A 19,147-nucleotide genomic window follows, 5' to 3' on the forward strand; every position below is an offset into this window, starting at 1 on the left:
AGCCTGAATAACACGACACCGGACCCGGAACGCTTTAATCGAGAAACCCCAGGTTAGGATTTCGTTGTTAACCAGGCTACATGGTACAGCACATGGAGAACGCAATGGCAAAAATAGGATTTGTGGGACTTGGTCATATGGGCTTACCTATGGCCATCAATCTGGTTAAAGCAGGACATCAAGTGACCGGTTATGATTTGCAACAAAGCGCCTTGCATCAATTTTCCCAGGCAGGTGGCCTAGTTGCGCAAAACACCCTTGAAGTCGCAAAAGAACACGATGTATTAATTACGATGCTGCAAAACGGTCAGCAAGTATTAAATGTTTGTCATGGCAATAATGGATTGTTCCATGCAGCAAAAAAAGGAGCTTTGTTTATTGATTGCTCCACCATTGATGTCAACAGTTCGCGTGAACTGCATCATTTAGCCAAACAACACCAACTTCAAGTCGTTGATGCTCCTGTATCTGGCGGAGTAGCCGGGGCCGGGGCAGCCACATTAACCTTCATGGTGGGTGGTGAAGAACATGCATTCCATGCCGCTCAGCCTATTTTGGCAGCCATGGGACAGAAAATCATTCATACCGGTACCGCAGGCAGCGGACAAGCGGCGAAAATATGTAATAACATGATCCTTGGGATCTCGATGATTGCGATTTCAGAGGCATTTACTCTCGCCGAACACTTGCAACTGTCACCGCAAAAACTTTTTGAAGTGGTCACTAATGCTTCTGGACAATGCTGGGCCATGAGTAAATATGCACCCGTTCCGGGGGTTTTAGAAAACGTACCGGCCAATAATGAGTACAAACCCGGATTTGCAGCAGCAATGATGCTTAAAGATTTATTGCTCAGTCAGGATTCAGCGCGATCAGTGAAGGTGAGCACTCCTTTGGGTGCAAAAGCAACCACCATTTATCAACATTTTATCGACCAAGGTCTAGGTGATTCTGATTTTTCAGCAATTATTAAACTGATTTCTCAAGGTGAAGAGGTATAACATGCATGCTCATTTGCACGATCCAAAACTAACGCCAACCGAAGACTCTCTTTGCGAGTTTTGGTCCGAAGTGGCGCAACAAACTGTTGATTGGCTCCAACCTTGGGATACAGTCCTCACCGGCGGCTTCAAAGATGGGGATGTAACCTGGTTCAAAGGTGGAAAATTGAATGTCAGCATGAATTGTCTCGATCGCCACTTACCCCATAAAGCAAACCAACCAGCGATTATTTGGGAGGGCGATGATCCCAACCAACATAAAATCCTGAGTTTTGCTGAATTACATGCTGAAGTATGTCGCATGAGTAATGTGCTCAAACAACTACAAGTAAAAAAAGGCGACAAAGTAGCGATTTACTTACCCATGATTCCTGAAGCAGCAATTGCCATGCTTGCTTGTTCACGTATTGGCGCTGTGCATACCGTCATATTTGCCGGTTTTTCTGCCCACGCGTTAAGACAACGCGTCCTTGCTTCTGAATGCACGTGTTTGATTACCGCAAATCATTTTAATCGGGGTGGTAAATTAGTGAGTCTCAAGGAGCAGGTTGATGAAGCATGTAATGATCTGCCGTTGCAAAGACTCCTAATCAAAACGAGCGATGATGCCGTTCCTTTAGATAAAAATAAAGATCATTGGTGGCATGAGCTCAAAACAGAAGTAAGCGCGCACTGTGATCCAGAACCTATGGATGCAGAAGATCCTTTGTTCGTATTGTATACCTCCGGAAGTACCGGCCAACCAAAAGGAGTAGTGCATACAACAGGGGGTTATTTAGTACAAACCGCTTACACCCACCAATTGATTTTTAATTGTCAAAAAGATGAAGTGTTTTGGTGCACTGCTGATATAGGCTGGGTTACAGGGCATAGTTATGTGGTATATGGCCCGCTTTGTAATGGGATTACCACCCTAATTTATGAGGGAATTCCAACTTGGCCCGATTCTTCCAGAAACTGGCAAATCGTGGATAAGCATCAAGTCAACGTATTTTATACGGCACCCACCGCCATACGTGCTTTAATGCGTGCTGGCGATGAATGGTTAAATTCGAGCTCTCGACGCTCCTTACGATTACTTGGATCCGTGGGCGAGCCGATTAATCCCGAAGCATGGCAGTGGTATTATCAAAAAGTAGGCCAAAACAGATGTCCTATAGTAGATACTTGGTGGCAAACTGAAACTGGCGCGGTGATGATTAGTCCCAGAGCGGATGATACCACCCATAAGCCTGGCTCAGCGCGCCAACCCATCCCGGGCATCATTCCGGTATTACTCAATGAACATGGTCACGAAATCATAGGCGCCGGCGAAGGATTTTTGGCAATAAAATACCCCTGGCCTTCCATGGCAAGAACCATTGCCGGTGATCACCTACGTTATTGCATGACCTATCTGCATCATGGTTATTACATTACGGGAGATGGTGCAAAACGCGATGAAGAGGGTGATTATTGGATTACCGGACGCGTGGATGATGTGATTAATGTCTCAGGCCATCGCTTAGGTACTGCAGAAATCGAAAGTGCCCTGGTGAGTCATCCTGCTGTTGCCGAAGCAGCTGTAGTCGGAATTCCCCATGAGCTTAAAGGCCAAGGCATTTACGCCTATGTCATTTTAAAACAAGATTATGTGGCCAATGATCAATTAGAGGCGGAATTAATCAAGCAGGTCAATAAAGAAATAAGCCCTATAGCCAAGCCAGATGTCATTCATGTAGTGAGTGATTTACCCAAAACTCGCTCCGGCAAAATCATGCGGCGTATCTTACGTAAGATTGCCGGCAAGGAAATAGAGAGTCTTGATGAATTGGGGGATATATCCACTTTGGCCAACCCCAAAATCGTAGAGACATTGTGGAAGGAGTCAAATTAGCCTTAATCCATTCATTTCCCTATTAAAAATGGAGCCTGGGTACAGGCCTTGCCGTACCCCAGGATTTCGAGAATATGAATGACTTAACCTGGGCTTTTTTTGTACTGCATCCAGGCTATAATTGCTCGCCCCAATATTGTAAATTTTTGACCAATTTGTCAAGTAAATGCAAAATATGTATTGCTTTATATGCGAAATACCAGTAAAATTAGACACGTTTTAGCTACCAGTCAGATCCACTAAAATGCAAGATGCCCCGGATTGTTTTGATTTTTCTCAGCTGTCCTTGGAGGAAATAGCTCATTTACTCCAACGTTTTAGCTTGCGCCTCACTCCCGAAGAAGCCCTCACCATTCAAAATACCTTACTAAAAAGACCACCAACCTATGCTGAATGCGTCTTATGGTCAATTCAGGGTTCGGAACATTGTTCCTATAAAAGCAGTCGCAAACACCTTAACCAATTTAATACGAAAGCACCCCACGTAATCCTGGGCCCCAAAGAGGACGCCGGGATTGTGGCAGTAGCCACTGATAAGCAAAATAGACGCTATGGTATTGTGGTCAGTCATGAATCACACAATCACCCCTCACAGCTTGTACCTTTTGAAGGGGCGGCAACAGGAGTGGGTGGAAATGTGCGTGACGTATGCTGTATGGGTGCTGAAGTCATAGCCGTTGCCGACAGTTTGCGCTTTGGAGATATTAATCGTCCCAAAACAAAATGGATCCATCAGGGCGTAGTGCAAGGAATTGCGGGCTATGCCAATCCACTTGGCATTCCCAATCTCGGTGGTGATACCTATTATGACGAAGCATATAATGAAAATTGTCTCGTTACTGTAGTGACCTTAGGTGTAGTCAGAGAAGATCACATTATCCACTCCTATGCTCCCCCTAATGCAGAAGAGTATCAATTTATACTAGTCGGTAAACCCACAGATAACAGTGGTTTTGGCGGAGCGGCTTTTGCTTCAGCCACTTTGAGTGAAGAGCAACAAGAACAAAATAAAGGCGCCGTACAAGAGCCCAATGCCTTTTTGCAAAGACACATTCTTAAAGCCAATTATGCAATGTTTGAATTCCTGCGCGAAAACAATCTCATTGACCGCGTAGGCTTCAAGGATTTAGGTGCTGGAGGAATAGCATGCGCCAGCGTTGAGTTGGCAGAAGCCAGTGGCTATGGGGCAGAAATCAATCTTGACCTAGTGCCAACCAGTATGAACAATTTATTACCCGCCGTGGTCTTATGTTCCGAAACTCAGGAACGCTTTATGTGGGTTGTTCCCAAAGAATTGGTGGAGACCTTCTTAACCCATTACAACACGCGTTTTGCACTTCCAGAAATCTGCGATGGAGCACAAGCAACCGTCGTAGGTAAAATAAGAAATGATGGCTTATATGTCGTGAAAGCCCAAGGAAAAGAAATTGTCTCGGCGCGCGCAGAAGACATTACCAAAGGTATTCTTTACGATCGTCCCTACAGCTCAAAACAACACGCGCACAGTGAACCACAGCCAATTGTGGTGAATGATTTCAATGAAGAATTATTGCGTTTGCTTGCTCATGAAAACATTGCTTCACGTGCTCCCATTTATGAAAGCTATGATAAGCAGGTTCAAGGCCGCTCTATTGTGGAGCCAGGATGGGCTGATGCAGGAGTAATTGCCCCTTTTAATGAGGATAAGTATCCCGAGGAAATTCAGCGCACGGGCGTTGCCTTATCCGTCGATCATAATCCCCGTTATAATAAAATTGATGCCTATTGGGGGGCGGTGAATGCCGTCATCGAATCGGTACGCAATATCATCGCAGTAGGTGCCTGGCCTCTGGCTTTGACTGACTGTTTGTGTTTCGGCAATCCTGAAAATACCGAGCAAATGGGAGAATTTGTTGACTCTGTGCGTGGGATAGTCGATGCGTGTCACGCGGTAAAAATGTTTACTGATCGCAGTGTCAGCCTCCCTATTATTTCAGGGAATGTGTCGCTCTATAACGAATCAGCCCAAGGTGCCATTCCGCCAAGCCCTATTATCAGTTGCCTTGGTGCAATGGATGATTTATCCAAAACCGTCACTTATGATTTCAAACATCCTAATTCAGTGCTGTTGATGGTTGGAGCACGTCAAGATGAATGTGGTGGCAGTGTGTATTATCAGTTACACAATCACCTGGGCAGCCAACTCCCTAAACCCGATCTTGCTGCATTTGCTGATCAGATCAGCGCAGTGCATGCAGCCATGCAGGCAGGCCTAGTATGCTCAGCTCATGATATTTCCGAGGGCGGCATCGCGGTTGCGCTCGCAGAAATGAGCTTTAAAAATGAAATTGGAGTGAATGTTTTTATTTCCGGTGATTTGCCCAATGATAAAAAGTTGTTTTCAGAAAGTGGCGGATTCATCCTCGAAGTTTCCCCGGAAAATATAAGCAAGCTGGAACACATATTCCGCCAATATTCTGTAGCGTTTCAAACTATAGGTGAAACCACAGTAAATCCAACCTTGATGATGAATTCGGTTATCAATCTGTCAATCAGTGCAGCCAAAACTGCCTGGAACAATGGTTTAGTTGAGAGGCTCATATAATGTCAATTATTGATTATAAAGCTGCCGGTGTAGACATAGAAGCAGGCAATGAAGCGGTTCGTAGTATTAAAAAATCGGTAGAAAGCACCTTCTCGCCGCAGGTACTGACCGGGATTGGCAGCTTCGGTGCTATGTACGATCTCAAAACCCTGCTGCAAGATTACGAGCATCCGGTTCTGGTACAAAGCATCGATGGGGTCGGCACAAAAATGATGGTCGCCAAAATGATGCAAAAATTCGATACCATCGGAATTGATTTAGTGAGTGCCACCACCAATGACATTATCGTTTTAGGCGCCAAACCGCTTACACTGCTTGATTACATTGCCAACGATAAATTGAAACCGGAAATCGTTGAGCAAATCATTAAGGGCATGGTCCAGGCCTGTAAAGAAAACCAGATCTCTTTAGTCGGCGGGGAAACTGCAGAAATGCCCGGTACTTATTTACCTGGCGAACTGGATTTGGTCGGCGTTATTACCGGGGTAGTTGAAAAAAATAAAGCCATTGAAGGCAAAGCCATCTGTGAAGGCGACCTGCTGGTGTGCTTTCCTTCAAGCGGCTTGCATACCAATGGTTATTCATTAGCAAGAAAATTGCTCTTTGATGTTGCGGGCTACAAGGTAGAATCACAACTCCAAGATTTTTCCCATAGTATTGGTGAAGAGCTTTTAACTCCTCATATTAACTACACCAGGCCAATTTTGAGCATTTTGGAAAAAAACATTCCCATTAAGGGCATGGCGCACATCACAGGTGGTGGTTTACTGGAGAACATTCCCCGTATTTTACCGCAACATTGTGGTGTAGAAATTCATAAAAATCGGATTCCTGAATTACCTATCTTCAATTTATTACGTAAATTAGGCCATTTGGATGATGAGCATATGTATCGTACGTTTAATATGGGCGCGGGTTTAGTACTGTTTATAGGACCAGAAACCTTATCTGCTGTACGCGAAGTACTCCGTGATTTTCCATCGTTCCCTCTTTATGAAATTGGACAGGTTGTGAGAGGGGATCAAAGGGTGAAACTGTTATGATACGCATCGGTTTAATTCAATTTCCAGGTTCCAATTGTGAACGAGAAACGGCACTTGCGGTCAAGCGTGCTGGCATGGAGCCCGTTGAGTTTTTGTGGAATGAACCTTTAGAGAAGCTTCGTCACTTAGATGGTTATATCCTTATTGGGGGGTTTTCTTATGAAGATCGATCCCGTGCAGGAATTATTGCCGCCCTCGATCCCGTCATTCAAGAAATCAAAGCCCAGAGTGAGCAAGGCAAACCGGTATTTGGAATCTGCAATGGCGCCCAAATACTCGTCGAATCAGGTTTAGTGCCCAGCTTTGACCAGGATGAGATCAGTATGGCTCTGACTGAAAACAAGCGTATTGCCCATGGTAAAATAGTAGGCACTGGTTTTTATAATGCCTGGGTGCACATGCGATTGGCGGCAAATCATCAACATAATGCATTTACCCGCCATCTTAAAAGCACCGATTTAATTCATCTTCCCATTGCCCATGCGCAAGGGCGTTTTTTAATGCCTGATGCGTTGTTAAAGAAAATAGAACAGCAAGGTTTAAATTTATTCCAATATTGCGATGCCGAAGGCAAGATCATTGATAATTTCCCGACTAATCCCAATGGCTCTGCTGGGAATATTGCTGCCATTACCAACCAGGCTGGAAATGTTATGGCGATGATGCCTCATCCGGAGCGCACGATTAACGGCGATCCAATTTTTGCTTCCATGCGTGATTACATCAAAGAACGTACTGGCCGCCTGGGTGTCGATGCAGTCGCTCCAGAGTCCTCGCATGAGTTGGCTCCTGCAAACAAGGCGCGGGAAGGAATGGCAGTCAACCTCAAAAATTTCAATAAAAACCCAACCTCGCATCTTTGCCTGGTCAAACTGATTATCACGGACAACCAAGCCTTGACGGTACAAAAAACCTTAAGACGCTTAGGTTTTCCCGTAACGGTGAATCGATTTGAACACTGGGAAATTGATTGTGACTCTGCAGAGGAGTTTGCACAGCTCAAAAATACCGGACTTTTATATTCGGATCGAAAGGAGCGTGAAGTTTCCGTCAACGAACTGAGCGCGAAAAATACTTTCGCGTACCTCGTTCGTGCAAAAGAAGATCTGAAAGGACAACAAACGCTTCAAACCCTGAATACCCACTATGAATTACCAAAAATAAACACAATACATCACGGTGTTTTATGGCAGTTTACTAGCGAGGAAACTGATGTTTCTAGGTTAATAGACCCTATTTTGTTAACTCACATTATTGGAAACCCCTATGCTCATGAATGCTACCGATACAACCACGCGTTATGACAACGAAATTCGGGAGGCTTTAGCTTTTTGCTTGGATCAAACGAATTTGCCCGTAGGCAAAAAATATCAAGGAAAAGTAAGAGATGCATACGATTTGGGTCATTCCATCATGCTCGTTACTACCGATAGGCTCACCGCCTTTGATCGACATCTTGCCCTCATTCCTTACAAAGGTGCAGTACTTAATTTAACCAGTGCGTGGTGGTTTGAACAAACCAAAAATCTTGTTCCTAATCACATCATTGCGGTTCCCGATCCCAATGTGGTTATTGCCAAAAAATGCTCCGTTTTTCCCATTGAGTTTGTAGTCAGGGGTTACATTAGCGGAACAACTGGCACGTCGCTTTGGACCCAATACCAAAATGGGGTGCGTGAATATTGTGGGATTACTTTTCCAGAAGGATTAAGAAAAAATCAGCCATTGGCGCAGCCGGTTTTGACGCCAACCACCAAAGAAAAAATTCATGACCGCCCTATTGCACCAGCAGAAATTATTTCTGAAGGATGGATGAGTGAAGCCGATTGGTTAGAAGCCAGTGCTTTAGCGCTGAGACTGTTTCAACGTGGTGCTGAAATCGCTAAAAATCATGGTTTGATTTTAGTGGATACCAAATATGAGTTTGGTCGTGATGCGCAGGGGAACATTATCGTAGTAGATGAAATCCATACGCCCGACTCCAGCCGTTATTGGCTTGCCGACAGTTATCATGACCGCATTGCTGCTGGATTAGAACCGGAAAATATTGATAAGGAATTCTTGCGACTGTGGTTTGTAAAAAACTCAGATCCTTATCATGATGAGCAACTTCCGCAAGCACCACAAGAATTAATTGAAGAGCTCTCGTCACGCTACATTCAATTGTATGAACGAATCACAGGCAAAAAGTTCAGCTTTGCGGAACATAAAGAACCTGCTGAGCAACGGATCATGCGTCATATTGCAAATTACTTGGGATAATATAACCGATGTGTGGGATAGTAGGTATTTACAGTCACGAACCAGTAGCCTCTGAATTATATGAGAGTCTAATCCATTTACAACACCGCGGTCAGGATGCCGCTGGCATCCTAACTTGTGATCAGCGGTTCTACACAAAACATGGATTGGGTTTGGTACGTGAAATTTTTACGCCAGACAATGTTGCCCCGCTCATGGGGAACATCGGCATTGGTCATGTTCGTTATCCTACCGCCGGCGGTTATTCGGAAAGCGATGTCCAACCCTTATGGATTGGTAGCCCCCGTGGCATAGCGCTGGCACATAATGGTAATTTGTCGAATTACCAAGAGTTGGCCGATGAAATTCGTTTAAAACAACATCGACATCTCAACACCTCACTCGATTCTGAAGCCCTATTACTGATGCTTGCGGATAATCTGGCCAGTAATGCCGCCAGTAATGAGGAAAACGATGACCGCTTTTTCGAACTACTGACCCAAGCCGTCTCACATATTTTTGAGCGCATGGAAGGAGCTTATTCGATTGTTTCTGTGATTATTGGCAAAGGACTGGTTGCCTTTCGTGACCCCCACGGGATTCGCCCTTTAGTTTGGGGAACACGTGAAAATCCTGATGGGACTGTAGATACAATTTTTGCATCAGAAACCACCCCTTTTTATGCCTTAGGCTTTGAGCCCAAAGGAGATATTTTACCTGGTGAAGTTGCCTTTATTGATTTAAAGGGGAGGATGCACCGTCGCGTATTGAAGACAGAAGAATTCAGACCTTGCGTTTTTGAATACGTTTATTTTGCCCGCCCAGATGCAACGCTCAATAACGTCAGCGTATACCGCTCGCGTTTACGCATGGGACAAAATTTGGCGATCCAATGGAAGAAAAAACATCCCGATCTTATCCCGGATATTGTTATCCCTGCCCCGTTCACGGCCAATACCGCTTCGTTGTCTTTTGCCAGCGAATTAGGGGTCCGTTACTCTGAGGGACTGTATAAAAATCCTTTTATAGGCCGTACGTTTATTATGCCCAATCAAAAGGCCAGAAGTCGGAATATTCGTTACAAACTAACCCCGCAACCAACGGAAATTAAAAATAAAATCGTCATGATTATCGATGACAGTATTGTGCGAGGCACCACCTCTCGCGAAATTGTCAAAATGGTAAGAGAGTCTGGTGCGAAACAAATTTATTTTGCCTCCACATCACCCGCACTAAAAAATCCCTGTTTTAGTGGTATTGATATTCCCTCACGCAAAGAGCTCATTGCTGCAAATCAAAGTGAGGATGAAATTGCCAACTATCTCGGTGTGGATGCCTTACTCTATCAATCCCACGAGGACTTGGTTGAAGCCGTAACGCGTCGGGGGGAACATCAAATCAAGAAACCCTGCATGGCGTGTATGGATGGTGATTACTTTTGTAAGAAGCTCACCGCAGAAAAAATGAAGCAACTTGAACTACAACGTGAAACAAGTAGAGGTATTTCCCCAAATAAAGAGGACATTGAATGAACATTCTTGTTATCGGTTCTGGTGCGCGTGAACATGCACTCATCAAAGCACTACACCGTTCACCACAACGACCTTCATTATTTTGTTATGGGACGGCAATTAACCCAGGCATCCATCATCTCACAGAACACTATGCTGCTGGGGATATTACCGATTGCGCTGCCGTTGTCTCTAGAGCAAAACTCTGGGGAATTGAATTAGCGATTATTGGTCCAGAAGCCCCCCTTGAACAAGGCATGGCTGATGCATTATGGCAGGCAGGAATTCCAACCATCGGACCGAAAAAAAAATTGGCACAAATTGAAACCTCTAAAGAGTTTGCCCGTGATTTAATGAAAAAACATCATATCGCCGGTCTACCGCGTTATCAAAAATTTACCACCCTCAATCATGTTGAAGCATTCCTCACCGAGCTTGGAGAAGGCAATTACGTCATTAAAGCGAATGGCTTAATGGGCGGCAAAGGGGTTAAAGTTGCAGGCGAACACTTGCACTCAATTGCTGAGGCCTTGCGTTTTTGTCAGGAAATTCTTGATAAAAAACAAACGATTCTCATCGAAGAAAAACTGATTGGCCAAGAATTTTCCTTCATGTGTTTTGCTGATGGCAAAAGGCTCATTCCCATGCCTTTAGTGCAAGACCATAAACGTGCTTATAACGGCGATCGAGGTCCAAATACGGGCGGTATGGGGAGTTATTCAGACACCGACCATCGCTTGCCTTTTTTAACGGCTGACGACGTACACGAAGCGCAAGCGATTAACAATGCCGTCTTTCAGGCCTTGTCTTCTGAATATGATGAACCTTATATTGGCATTTTATATGGCAGCTTTATTGCGACTAAAAACGGAATTTATGTCATTGAATTTAACGCCCGTTTTGGCGACCCTGAATCATTAAATGTATTATCGATTTTAGAGTCTGATTTTGTTGCCCTTTGCCAAGCAATGATTGATGGCGACTTAAGCGATGATAAGGTTCAATTTTCCAAACAGGCTACGGTGTGTAAATATGCAGTTCCTGAAGGCTATCCTGATACCCCAAAGAAGAATTTTGTCGTTGATTTTTCAAAAGTAGTTTGCCAGGATCATCTCTACCTTTCTTCAGTCAATCAAGTCGATCAGCACATCATCGCGGAGGGTTCGCGTACTGCCGCTTATGTAGGAATTGCCGATTCCATTGTTGCTGCAGAAATAAAAGCGGAACGTGAAATTTCATTAATTGAAGGGCCTTTATTTCATCGTGAAGACATCGGTACACAACAATTAATTCAGCAACGTATTGATCACATGCAAAGGATACGCGCCTCATGATTCGCATTGCCGTACTGGGTTCCACTCGCGGAACAAATCTAAACGCAGTTGTTGCGGCAATAAAGCAACAGCGCTTGCCTGCAACCATAGAAGTGGTTTTAAGCAATAAAGCAGATGCTCTGATTTTAGAAAAAGCCGCACATTTCGGAATCAAATCACTGTTTGTTGATCCTCAAGGATTAAGTCGCAGCGAATTCGATAATTTTTTATCGGAGACACTCAAACAGCACCACATCGATCTTATTGTTTTAATTGGCTATATGCGTATCTTATCTGCTGAATTTGTGATGAATTGGGACAATAAAATAATCAACATTCATCCTTCTTTATTACCCGCTTATGCAGGGTTGATGAATCTCGATGTTCACCAAGCCGTTTTAGATGCCGGTGAAATTGAAACCGGCTGCACCGTGCACTATGTTACTGAGCAGGTTGATGCAGGTCCGATTATTTTACAAAAGAAATGTCCTGTTTTAGCAGGTGATACCCCAGAGCGGTTAAAAACCCGAGTACAAGAATTGGAAGGAGAGGCGTTGATTGAAGCAATTCAGCTTATTGCCTCCAATGAAAGCCAAGGTTCGTTTCGCCACACCCAAGCCAACAATACCTCAATCGAACCGCAATGAACTGATTCACCGGGGAAATAGGTCTACCCTTCTGATGGGTTCAAAATCAGCCTGGGCCATTATGGAGGAAGCTGGTTTTAGGTGTGCCCATGTCCTCATCGACGTTCACTAATGGCCTTGATGCGCTTTTATCCTTGTCCAGCCGGCTGGAATCCCGGTTGGCCCTCTTGCGGTAGGGAAAGCTGGCGCAATCAATGCAGCTATTTTGGCAGTAACTATCCTGGGAAATAAATATCCTGAGCATCGCGGCGATTAAAAAATATCGTGCCAGTCAAGCAGAAAAAGTATTGGAAAATGCCACCATCAAGGGGTAACTCGAGAAATTCATCTCACCCATTGAGTGTGTAGCCTGAGGCTACACTATTTCAAACCATTGATTCAGTAAAACTATCAATTCCTCAACCCCTGCTTTTTTTAAAGAGGAAAACGATTGCACCGTAATTAAATGCTCTGCCAATTCATAATGTTTGCGCACTTTAGATACCGTATTTTTGACTTCACTGCGACTTAATTTATCGGACTTAGTCAGTAAAATATGTACTGGAAGCTCTCGCTCTAGAGCCCAATCAATCATCATCAGGTCCAAATCTTTTAAAGGATGGCGAATATCCATTAATAAGATCAACCCTTTTAAGCTTTTTCTGACTTCAAGATAATGCGCTAAATTTTTTTGCCAATCCATCTTCACTTGCAAGGCAACTTTGGCATAGCCGTAGCCGGGTAAATCGACAAGACGCCGCTCTGCATCAATCTCAAATAAATTAATCAACTGGGTGCGTCCCGGTGTTTTACTGGTTCGTGCCAAATTTTTGATGCCGGTTAAACAGTTTAAAGCACTTGACTTGCCTGCATTGGAGCGGCCGGCAAAAGCAACTTCATATCCTGAGTCCTCGGGCAAATGGGATACGCGTGCGGCACTTTTTAAGAATATTGCTTTAGAATAAGGATTTTCTGACATATGAATTATAATATTTCGGATTTCAACCAAGGCAGTGTACCATTACTTCAAGAATTTATTATGAGAAATCGATGAAAAAATTTGTACTCACTTTTCTTCTCGGTGTACCACTCACCCTCTTTGCCCAAGAAAATGCTGACTCCGTAGCAACTAAAGCGGTTGTTTGTACTGCATGTCATGGTCAACAAGGCAATAGTCCCAATCCCGATTGGCCCAATATCGCAGGACAACATCCCAAATACTTTATAAAACAGCTTAAAGACATCAAAGAGGGTTCCCTTCGCAATGTACCTACCATGCAGGCTATTGTTGCGATGCTGAACGAGCAGGACATGGATGACTTGGCAGCATATTATGCTAAAATGCCTCTTGCCCAAGGCAGCACCCCTGAACAATTTGTTACCCGTGGTCAACAAATTTACCGTGGCGGAGATTTTACAAAAGGGATTACGGCATGTATTGCCTGTCATGGTCCTAAAGGGACAGGTAATTCCCAAGCGGGCTTTCCGGTGCTTTCGGGTCAGCATGCTGCTTATACCGTGTTGCAATTAAATGCGTTTAAAGACGGTAAAAGAAAAAATGATTTAAACCATATCATGCAAGATATTAGTAGTAGAATGAGCCAAGATGATATGGAAGCAGTTGCACATTATATTGAAGGGTTACATTAGGAAATTAAATTATGTTAAAAAAATTAATCGCTGTATTCTTGCTCTTGCCCGCAATGGCTCTAGCCGCCTCATTTGTTGAAGGTAAGGATTATCAAGTTGTGAGTAATCCCCAAGCAACAAACAATAAAAATAAAACCCCCATCATTGAAGAGTTTTTTAGTTATGGCTGTCCTTGGTGTTATAAAATAGAAGCACCCTTAGATGAATGGGTGAGTAAAATGGGTAATAACATCCAATTCGAACGCGTCCCTGTCGTCTTCAAGCCTACTTGGGAGCTTTATGCTAAGGCCTACTACACTGCAAAAACACTCGCTCTTTCTGATAAAATGGATCCGTTACTCTTTAAAGCCATCCAAGTAGAGAAAAAACCGTTAGAGTCAAAACAAGCGATGATCAATTTCTTTATTACTCAGGGTGTCGATAAGGAAATTGCGAAAAGCGCTTTTGAAAATTCACCAACAATCGATATGCGCGTACAAAATGGCATGAGCCTCATGGGCACATACCAAATTAATGCGGTACCCGCTTTTGTGGTGAATAACAAATACAAAACTGATTTACAGATGGCCGGAAGCCCAGAGCGTTTATTAGAAATATTAAATTACCTTGCTCGCAAAGGGTAATCTGCTATAGGTGAACGATGCGACCCGTGAGTGGGACGACGTGGTAAATACCCCCTCACCCTAACCCTCTCCCCCAAGGTGGAGAGGCGATGTCCGTGAATTAGTATTCAGATAGCACTATAAACTTCTTTGACGGCGCAATAAATTTGATTCGAGCTCGGCTAGAATCACTGGTCATCAAATAAATAATCGCCTCACCACCAGTCGTGAAATCATATTCAGATAACCTGAAAAACCCTCACCCGCGCAATAATATTTGGTTCGATGTCAAGCTAGAGCAACTGCCATACCGTTCAGTATCCCCTCTCCTTAGGGGAGAGGGGCTGGGGAGAGGGAATATTTTGAGCTTTTCTCTTAACCTGGTGGGGCTAAACCAACTAAAGCCATGCTTTTCGTTGATGCATACGCTCACGCGAATCAATGCCCCGAGGTGCATTGTCTTTAAAGTACATTGGTCATGGTGCTTTTCTGAGCAATCAGTTCTCTTGCGGCAGCGAAACCCAACGCCTCCCCTAACACATAAGTGAGCACATTCACTGTTTGTTTTACTATTTTTGTCAGCGGACTGGCAACAAAGCCGCTCAAAACAGGGTTTTCACGTTTATAAAACTCACTGCCTCTTTCCATGAGCTCTGATGCTTTTCTACAAAACGCAACTAACTCTTCCACATTTTTGTAATCAAATAATTGTTTGAAATGAGTTTTGAATTCTTCTTGCAGTTTGTCATCAGCTTTATCTAACAACATACCTTGTTCTATAAAAAAACCGGCACGGTTCTTAGGGTTAGTTAATTTTAAATATTCATGGAAATACGCTTCTAAGGTAGGCTTTACCTTATTCAGTTGCCTAGAAATATAGATTTGTTCAAGGATATGGATAAACGGCTGCTCAATATTTGCTTTTTTGAGGGCCGAAACTTCGAAATAATCAATGTGCAATTCATCAGCCAATTGCTGTGCCTGTTCGGTGGCTATTTCTCGGCGATGGGAAATGTCTGCTTTACAACCCACGAGTAGTATAGGCACATTTTGTTTCGTTGCGCGTAAACGCTCAATGTATCCCTTGGTATTCTGTAACGATCCCTTTTGCGAGAGATCAAAGCAAACCAAGGCGCCATCGACCGTACGAAAATAGGAATCTACCACTTTTTGCAGTCTCGAAGCTCCCGATGCGTCCCAGATCCGTAATTGTATTTTCTTGTTAAAGGCATTGACCCATTGTATTTTTTGATCAACACCAATAGTGCTCATATACTCATCAAAAGGATGAAGGGTACCCCCACAATAGGTATGCATTAAACTGGACTTCCCTACCGCATTATCTCCAAGAAGAATTACTTTGAAGTGCTCATCATATTCCCTTTTGTGCTCCATGCTAAATAACCTTAGATCAGCTTCAACAAAAATAATAACGAATTATTGGTGTTAATTTAAGTGTTCTTTGAACTTATAGTGATTCATTGGCGGACAGTGAAATCCGCTTTGAAGCGACGGAAATTTTTATTAGGCACCTTTACCAGGGTTTTCCAAACTTAAGATCCCCGTATTAAAATCATAGGCAAAAATCTCGGCATAACGCCCCCAATCAATCATAGTGCGTAATACCCGATCTGCTTCTTTTTCACTTAAATAATCCTCAAGCTTACTCAAAAACCGTTCTTCAGAAACTCGATGACCAACCTTTTCATCCAAAATCCGTCGTATGTAACGCGCCAGGGGCACTTTTTCCAATAATCTTTGTGCAAATAGTTGTTTACGTTCTTGCAGATCCGCTTCCGCAAATTGCTTTCCTAAGTCGCTTAATTGGATATCCCCTGCAGAAACTTTAGCAAAACCTAATATCTCCAGAGTTTCGAGTATGGGGAACAGATCATCAATATTCATCATTAATTCATCAGCGAGTTCTGGCAAATCAATCCGCTCTTCAAAAGAAGTCATTGTCTCAATCAAACCCGTTAATTCTGAGGGTTCTACGTCAGGCAAGCGATATCCCAAACCGATTTGTCGTTCTCTTTGCGCCCGTTTTGCCTTTTCTTTGGGGCCAGTTGTCATTAACGTATAAATTTTATCAACCAAAGCCCGAAACTCAGGAGACTCCGGCTCACGCGGCTGCGGTAAAGTCACCGGGAGTTCTGCGCGAATGTAACCGGGATCATTACCGAAAATTACAATTCTATCGGCTAATGTAGCGGCTTCTTCAATATTATGGGTTACTAATAAAATGCCATTAGTATTGGTTTTCTTTTCTTTCCATAATTCCAATAAGTCCGATTTTAGGTTTTCTGCGGTGAGTACATCAAGGGCTGAGAAAGGTTCATCCATGAGTAAGACATCCGGATTAATGACGAGAGCTCGCGCAAAACCGACCCGTTGGCGCATCCCGCCAGAAAGCTCTTTGGGGAAAGCGGACTCAAAACCGTCAAGGCCAATAATATCAATTGCTTCAATCGCGCGATGTCTACGCTCTTCACGGTTTACTCCTTGTGCCTCAAGCCCCAGTTCCACATTTTCTAATACAGTAAGCCATGGCATTAAGGCAAAAGACTGGAAAACCATCGCAATACCATCAACTGGGCGGGTAACCGGTTTGCCTCGATAAGTGACCGTTCCACTGGTAGGCGCGATAAGCCCGGCAATAATACGCAACAAAGTAGATTTTCCTGAACCGGATTTACCTAATAATGCAACGATTTCACCTTCTTGCAGTTTAAAGTTGACATCCTCAAGCACCAGCAAATCTTGTTCTGCGGCTTTTTTAAATGACTTGCGCAAGCTTTCTATAGCAATAATGGTTTGAGACATAGGTATCTTTTTAATTAAAGTTAAAACGTTCTTCCGCCAACCGATAGAGCGGACGCCAAATCAAATGGTTAAAAGTAAGCACATACAGGCACATCATCGCGGTACCTAAAGCAATCTTTGGGAAATCACCCGTTGCCGTACTGGCTTGAATGTATTCGCCAAGGCCGGTGGCTCTAAGGGTAGTATTCCCCCAACTCACAAATTCCGCGACGATACTCGCATTCCATGCACCACCGGCTGCCGTTATGGCACCAGTAATATAAAAAGGAAATATTCCTGGCAACGCCAATCGTTTCCACCAAATCCATCCTTTCAAACCAAAATTATCTGCAGCAAGATAAAGCTCACGCGGAATAGTAGATGCTCCTGCAATCACATTGAATAAAATATACCATTGTGTTCCAAGAATCATGAGTGGCGTCACCCATATTTCGACATTTAAATGAAACGCAACAATAGCAATCACAAATAAAGGATAGAATAAATTCGCTGGAAACGCCGCGACAAATTGAATGACCGGTTGTATTTTTTGTGCAATTCTTGGTCTCAAGCCAATCCATACCCCAATTGGGATCCAAACGAGGGAGCTCAAGAAAATCAAACACAGAACGCGAGTGCCTGTAGCAGCCCCCAGTAGAAAGACATGTAAAATATCACTGACTTTCAATTCTGCAAGGATAAAACGTAAGAGGAACCATGCTCCTGAGCAAACACTGATGAAGACTAAAATACTCCAAACCCGATCGAGACGCTTCTGTCTTTTGAAATCAACTTCTTTAATGGCCTTAGCCTCATTGATCCTAAGCCAGCGCGCATTGACAAAATAATCAGTAAAAATACTGATGACTTCAGCAAATTGTTTCATTAACCGACTACCGCGTATCCAGTCTATCAACCAAGATTGATATTCCACTTCATCATGCGACTGTTCGGTTTTAAATTTTTCAGACCATGCAATTAAGGGTCGGAAGAATATTTGGTCATATAAAAAAATAACAATCACCATTGCCAAAATGGCATAGCCCACTGCATGGATATCCCGTTGCTGGATTGCTAAAGCAATGTACGAACCGACCCCAGGTAATCTGATGTCTTGATGGGCTACAGAAATTGCTTCCGATAAAACCACAAAGAACCAACTTGCAGACATGGAAACCATCATATTCCACAATAAGCTCGACATCGAAAAAGGAACCTCCAGCTTCCAAAAACGCTGCCATGCTGAAAGTCGGAACATAGAAGACACTTCTTGTAAATCATGAGGCAATGTTTTTAATGACTGATAAAAACCAAAAGTCATATTCCATACTTGGGCACAAAAAATGGCGAAAATGGAGGCGCATTCTGGGCCCAACAAACTGTTTGGAAACAGGCGGATAAATCCAGTCACGGTAATGGATAAGAAACTAAGAACCGGTATGGATTGCAAAATATCAATCGCAGGGATAATGATTTGTTCCGCACGTCGATTTTTGGCCGCCCAAAGTCCTACAGTAAAGGTAAAAATGATTGAAAAAAACAATGCAATAAACATACGCAGTACGGTACGTAATGCATAAAAAGGCAGATTGGCAGGATCTAAAGAAATAGGGATCTGCTGTCCCAACTGATAGGGAGTAGCCATTTGTGAACCGGCCCACCCCAAAAAAAACAAGATCGAAAAAATAAGAATAAGGAGCAACAAATCCCAACGATTGATGTATCGGCCAAATCTATCAGGATTAGCAAAGTAGAATCGACTTTCTCGCACCATGCCCCCCTTAATCAGCTTGTCGACACCCAAAACACACTCTGCAACGCATGAATCACGCAGTAAAGGGTCTGTTTACAATGCGCTAGATTTTGAGCGCAAATGGCGTGATCTGTGCGTGCCTACT

Annotated in this window: 15 protein-coding genes and 1 pseudogene; 12 read left to right on the forward strand and 4 right to left on the reverse strand. The window is 43.5% G+C overall.

All coding sequences use genetic code 11. The features are described from left to right. Positions 1 to 104 precede the first annotated feature (104 nt). The 10 genes and pseudogenes from mmsB to OQJ13_RS17080 form a co-directional block, all read left to right on the forward strand. Entirely contained in the window at positions 105 to 1,001 is an 897-nt protein-coding gene (gene mmsB, locus OQJ13_RS08075) for a 3-hydroxyisobutyrate dehydrogenase (RefSeq protein ID WP_265710364.1), read from the forward strand. Between the two features lies 1 nt (position 1,002). Next, positions 1,003 to 2,877 carry an acetate--CoA ligase gene (acs, locus tag OQJ13_RS08080; RefSeq protein WP_265710365.1) on the forward strand — a complete coding sequence of 625 codons (1,875 nt, stop codon included), beginning with the start codon at positions 1,003 to 1,005 and terminating at the stop codon, positions 2,875 to 2,877. Between the two features lie 244 nt (positions 2,878 to 3,121). Beyond that, positions 3,122 to 5,461, forward strand: a complete 2,340-nt coding sequence (gene purL, locus OQJ13_RS08085; RefSeq protein ID WP_265710366.1) for a phosphoribosylformylglycinamidine synthase subunit PurL — start codon at positions 3,122 to 3,124, stop codon at positions 5,459 to 5,461. Further along, entirely contained in the window at positions 5,461 to 6,504 is a 1,044-nt protein-coding gene (gene purM, locus OQJ13_RS08090; protein ID WP_265710367.1) for a phosphoribosylformylglycinamidine cyclo-ligase, read from the forward strand. Before purL ends, purM begins: the two co-directional genes overlap by 1 nt. Next, the gene (purQ, locus tag OQJ13_RS08095) at positions 6,501 to 7,808 is read left to right on the forward strand and encodes a phosphoribosylformylglycinamidine synthase I (protein ID WP_265710368.1); all 1,308 of its coding nucleotides are present in this window, start codon (positions 6,501 to 6,503) and stop codon (positions 7,806 to 7,808) included. Before purM ends, purQ begins: the two co-directional genes overlap by 4 nt. Continuing rightward, entirely contained in the window at positions 7,771 to 8,766 is a 996-nt protein-coding gene (locus OQJ13_RS08100; protein ID WP_265710369.1) for a phosphoribosylaminoimidazolesuccinocarboxamide synthase, read from the forward strand. The genes purQ and OQJ13_RS08100 overlap by 38 nt, the downstream gene beginning before the upstream one ends. A gap of 8 nt (positions 8,767 to 8,774) precedes the next feature. After that, on the forward strand, positions 8,775 to 10,277 hold the full coding sequence (gene purF / locus OQJ13_RS08105) for an amidophosphoribosyltransferase (RefSeq protein WP_265710370.1): 1,503 nt from the start codon (positions 8,775 to 8,777) through the stop codon (positions 10,275 to 10,277). Beyond that, positions 10,274 to 11,590 carry a phosphoribosylamine--glycine ligase gene (gene purD, locus OQJ13_RS08110; RefSeq protein WP_265710371.1) on the forward strand — a complete coding sequence of 439 codons (1,317 nt, stop codon included), beginning with the start codon at positions 10,274 to 10,276 and terminating at the stop codon, positions 11,588 to 11,590. The genes purF and purD overlap by 4 nt, the downstream gene beginning before the upstream one ends. Next, on the forward strand, positions 11,587 to 12,216 hold the full coding sequence (purN, locus tag OQJ13_RS08115) for a phosphoribosylglycinamide formyltransferase (RefSeq protein ID WP_265710372.1): 630 nt from the start codon (positions 11,587 to 11,589) through the stop codon (positions 12,214 to 12,216). The genes purD and purN overlap by 4 nt, the downstream gene beginning before the upstream one ends. Before the next feature lie 74 nt (positions 12,217 to 12,290). After that, positions 12,291 to 12,530: pseudogene (locus tag OQJ13_RS17080) on the forward strand (AIR carboxylase family protein); the annotation flags it as partial. Positions 12,531 to 12,571: 41 nt separating this feature from the next. On the opposite strand, the gene yihA reads toward OQJ13_RS17080, so the two are convergent. Further along, a complete protein-coding gene (yihA, locus tag OQJ13_RS08120) occupies positions 12,572 to 13,174 on the reverse strand; it encodes a ribosome biogenesis GTP-binding protein YihA/YsxC (protein ID WP_265710373.1) in 603 nt (200 codons plus the stop codon). A 71-nt stretch (positions 13,175 to 13,245) separates the two neighbouring features. Here yihA and OQJ13_RS08125 point away from each other — a divergent pair, with 71 nt between their 5' ends. Beyond that, positions 13,246 to 13,845: a c-type cytochrome gene (locus OQJ13_RS08125; protein WP_265710374.1), complete on the forward strand. Its 600-nt coding sequence runs from the start codon at positions 13,246 to 13,248 to the stop codon at positions 13,843 to 13,845. 11 nt (positions 13,846 to 13,856) lie between these two features. Continuing rightward, positions 13,857 to 14,468, forward strand: a complete 612-nt coding sequence (locus OQJ13_RS08130; protein WP_265710375.1) for a thiol:disulfide interchange protein DsbA/DsbL — start codon at positions 13,857 to 13,859, stop codon at positions 14,466 to 14,468. A gap of 441 nt (positions 14,469 to 14,909) precedes the next feature. Here OQJ13_RS08130 and OQJ13_RS08135 read toward each other — a convergent pair whose 3' ends face one another. The 3 genes from OQJ13_RS08135 to OQJ13_RS08145 form a co-directional block, all read right to left on the reverse strand. Beyond that, positions 14,910 to 15,842: a Rab family GTPase gene (locus tag OQJ13_RS08135; protein WP_265710376.1), complete on the reverse strand. Its 933-nt coding sequence runs from the start codon at positions 15,840 to 15,842 to the stop codon at positions 14,910 to 14,912. Between the two features lie 129 nt (positions 15,843 to 15,971). Next, a complete protein-coding gene (locus OQJ13_RS08140) occupies positions 15,972 to 17,270 on the reverse strand; it encodes an AAA-associated domain-containing protein (RefSeq protein WP_265710377.1) in 1,299 nt (432 codons plus the stop codon). 10 nt (positions 17,271 to 17,280) lie between these two features. Beyond that, positions 17,281 to 19,020 carry an ABC transporter permease gene (locus OQJ13_RS08145; RefSeq protein WP_126325249.1) on the reverse strand — a complete coding sequence of 580 codons (1,740 nt, stop codon included), beginning with the start codon at positions 19,018 to 19,020 and terminating at the stop codon, positions 17,281 to 17,283. Positions 19,021 to 19,147: the final 127 nt, after the last annotated feature.

It is taken from the genome of Legionella sp. PATHC035 (genome assembly GCF_026191115.1).
Lineage (GTDB): Bacteria > Pseudomonadota > Gammaproteobacteria > Legionellales > Legionellaceae > Legionella.

Excerpts from the sequence above, each read along its gene's own strand:
- mmsB (WP_265710364.1), top strand. The coding sequence starts at position 105 with ATGGCAAAAATAGGATTTGTGGGACTTGGTCATATGGGCTTACCTATG.
- acs (WP_265710365.1), top strand. The coding sequence starts at position 1,003 with ATGCATGCTCATTTGCACGATCCAAAACTAACGCCAACCGAAGACTCT.
- purL (WP_265710366.1), top strand. The coding sequence starts at position 3,122 with ATGCAAGATGCCCCGGATTGTTTTGATTTTTCTCAGCTGTCCTTGGAG.
- purM (WP_265710367.1), top strand. The coding sequence starts at position 5,461 with ATGTCAATTATTGATTATAAAGCTGCCGGTGTAGACATAGAAGCAGGC.
- purQ (WP_265710368.1), top strand. The coding sequence starts at position 6,501 with ATGATACGCATCGGTTTAATTCAATTTCCAGGTTCCAATTGTGAACGA.
- OQJ13_RS08100 (WP_265710369.1), top strand. The coding sequence starts at position 7,771 with ATGCTCATGAATGCTACCGATACAACCACGCGTTATGACAACGAAATT.
- purF (WP_265710370.1), top strand. The coding sequence starts at position 8,775 with ATGTGTGGGATAGTAGGTATTTACAGTCACGAACCAGTAGCCTCTGAA.
- purD (WP_265710371.1), top strand. The coding sequence starts at position 10,274 with ATGAACATTCTTGTTATCGGTTCTGGTGCGCGTGAACATGCACTCATC.
- purN (WP_265710372.1), top strand. The coding sequence starts at position 11,587 with ATGATTCGCATTGCCGTACTGGGTTCCACTCGCGGAACAAATCTAAAC.
- yihA (WP_265710373.1), bottom strand. The coding sequence starts at position 13,174 with ATGTCAGAAAATCCTTATTCTAAAGCAATATTCTTAAAAAGTGCCGCA.
- OQJ13_RS08125 (WP_265710374.1), top strand. The coding sequence starts at position 13,246 with ATGAAAAAATTTGTACTCACTTTTCTTCTCGGTGTACCACTCACCCTC.
- OQJ13_RS08130 (WP_265710375.1), top strand. The coding sequence starts at position 13,857 with ATGTTAAAAAAATTAATCGCTGTATTCTTGCTCTTGCCCGCAATGGCT.
- OQJ13_RS08135 (WP_265710376.1), bottom strand. The coding sequence starts at position 15,842 with ATGGAGCACAAAAGGGAATATGATGAGCACTTCAAAGTAATTCTTCTT.
- OQJ13_RS08140 (WP_265710377.1), bottom strand. The coding sequence starts at position 17,270 with ATGTCTCAAACCATTATTGCTATAGAAAGCTTGCGCAAGTCATTTAAA.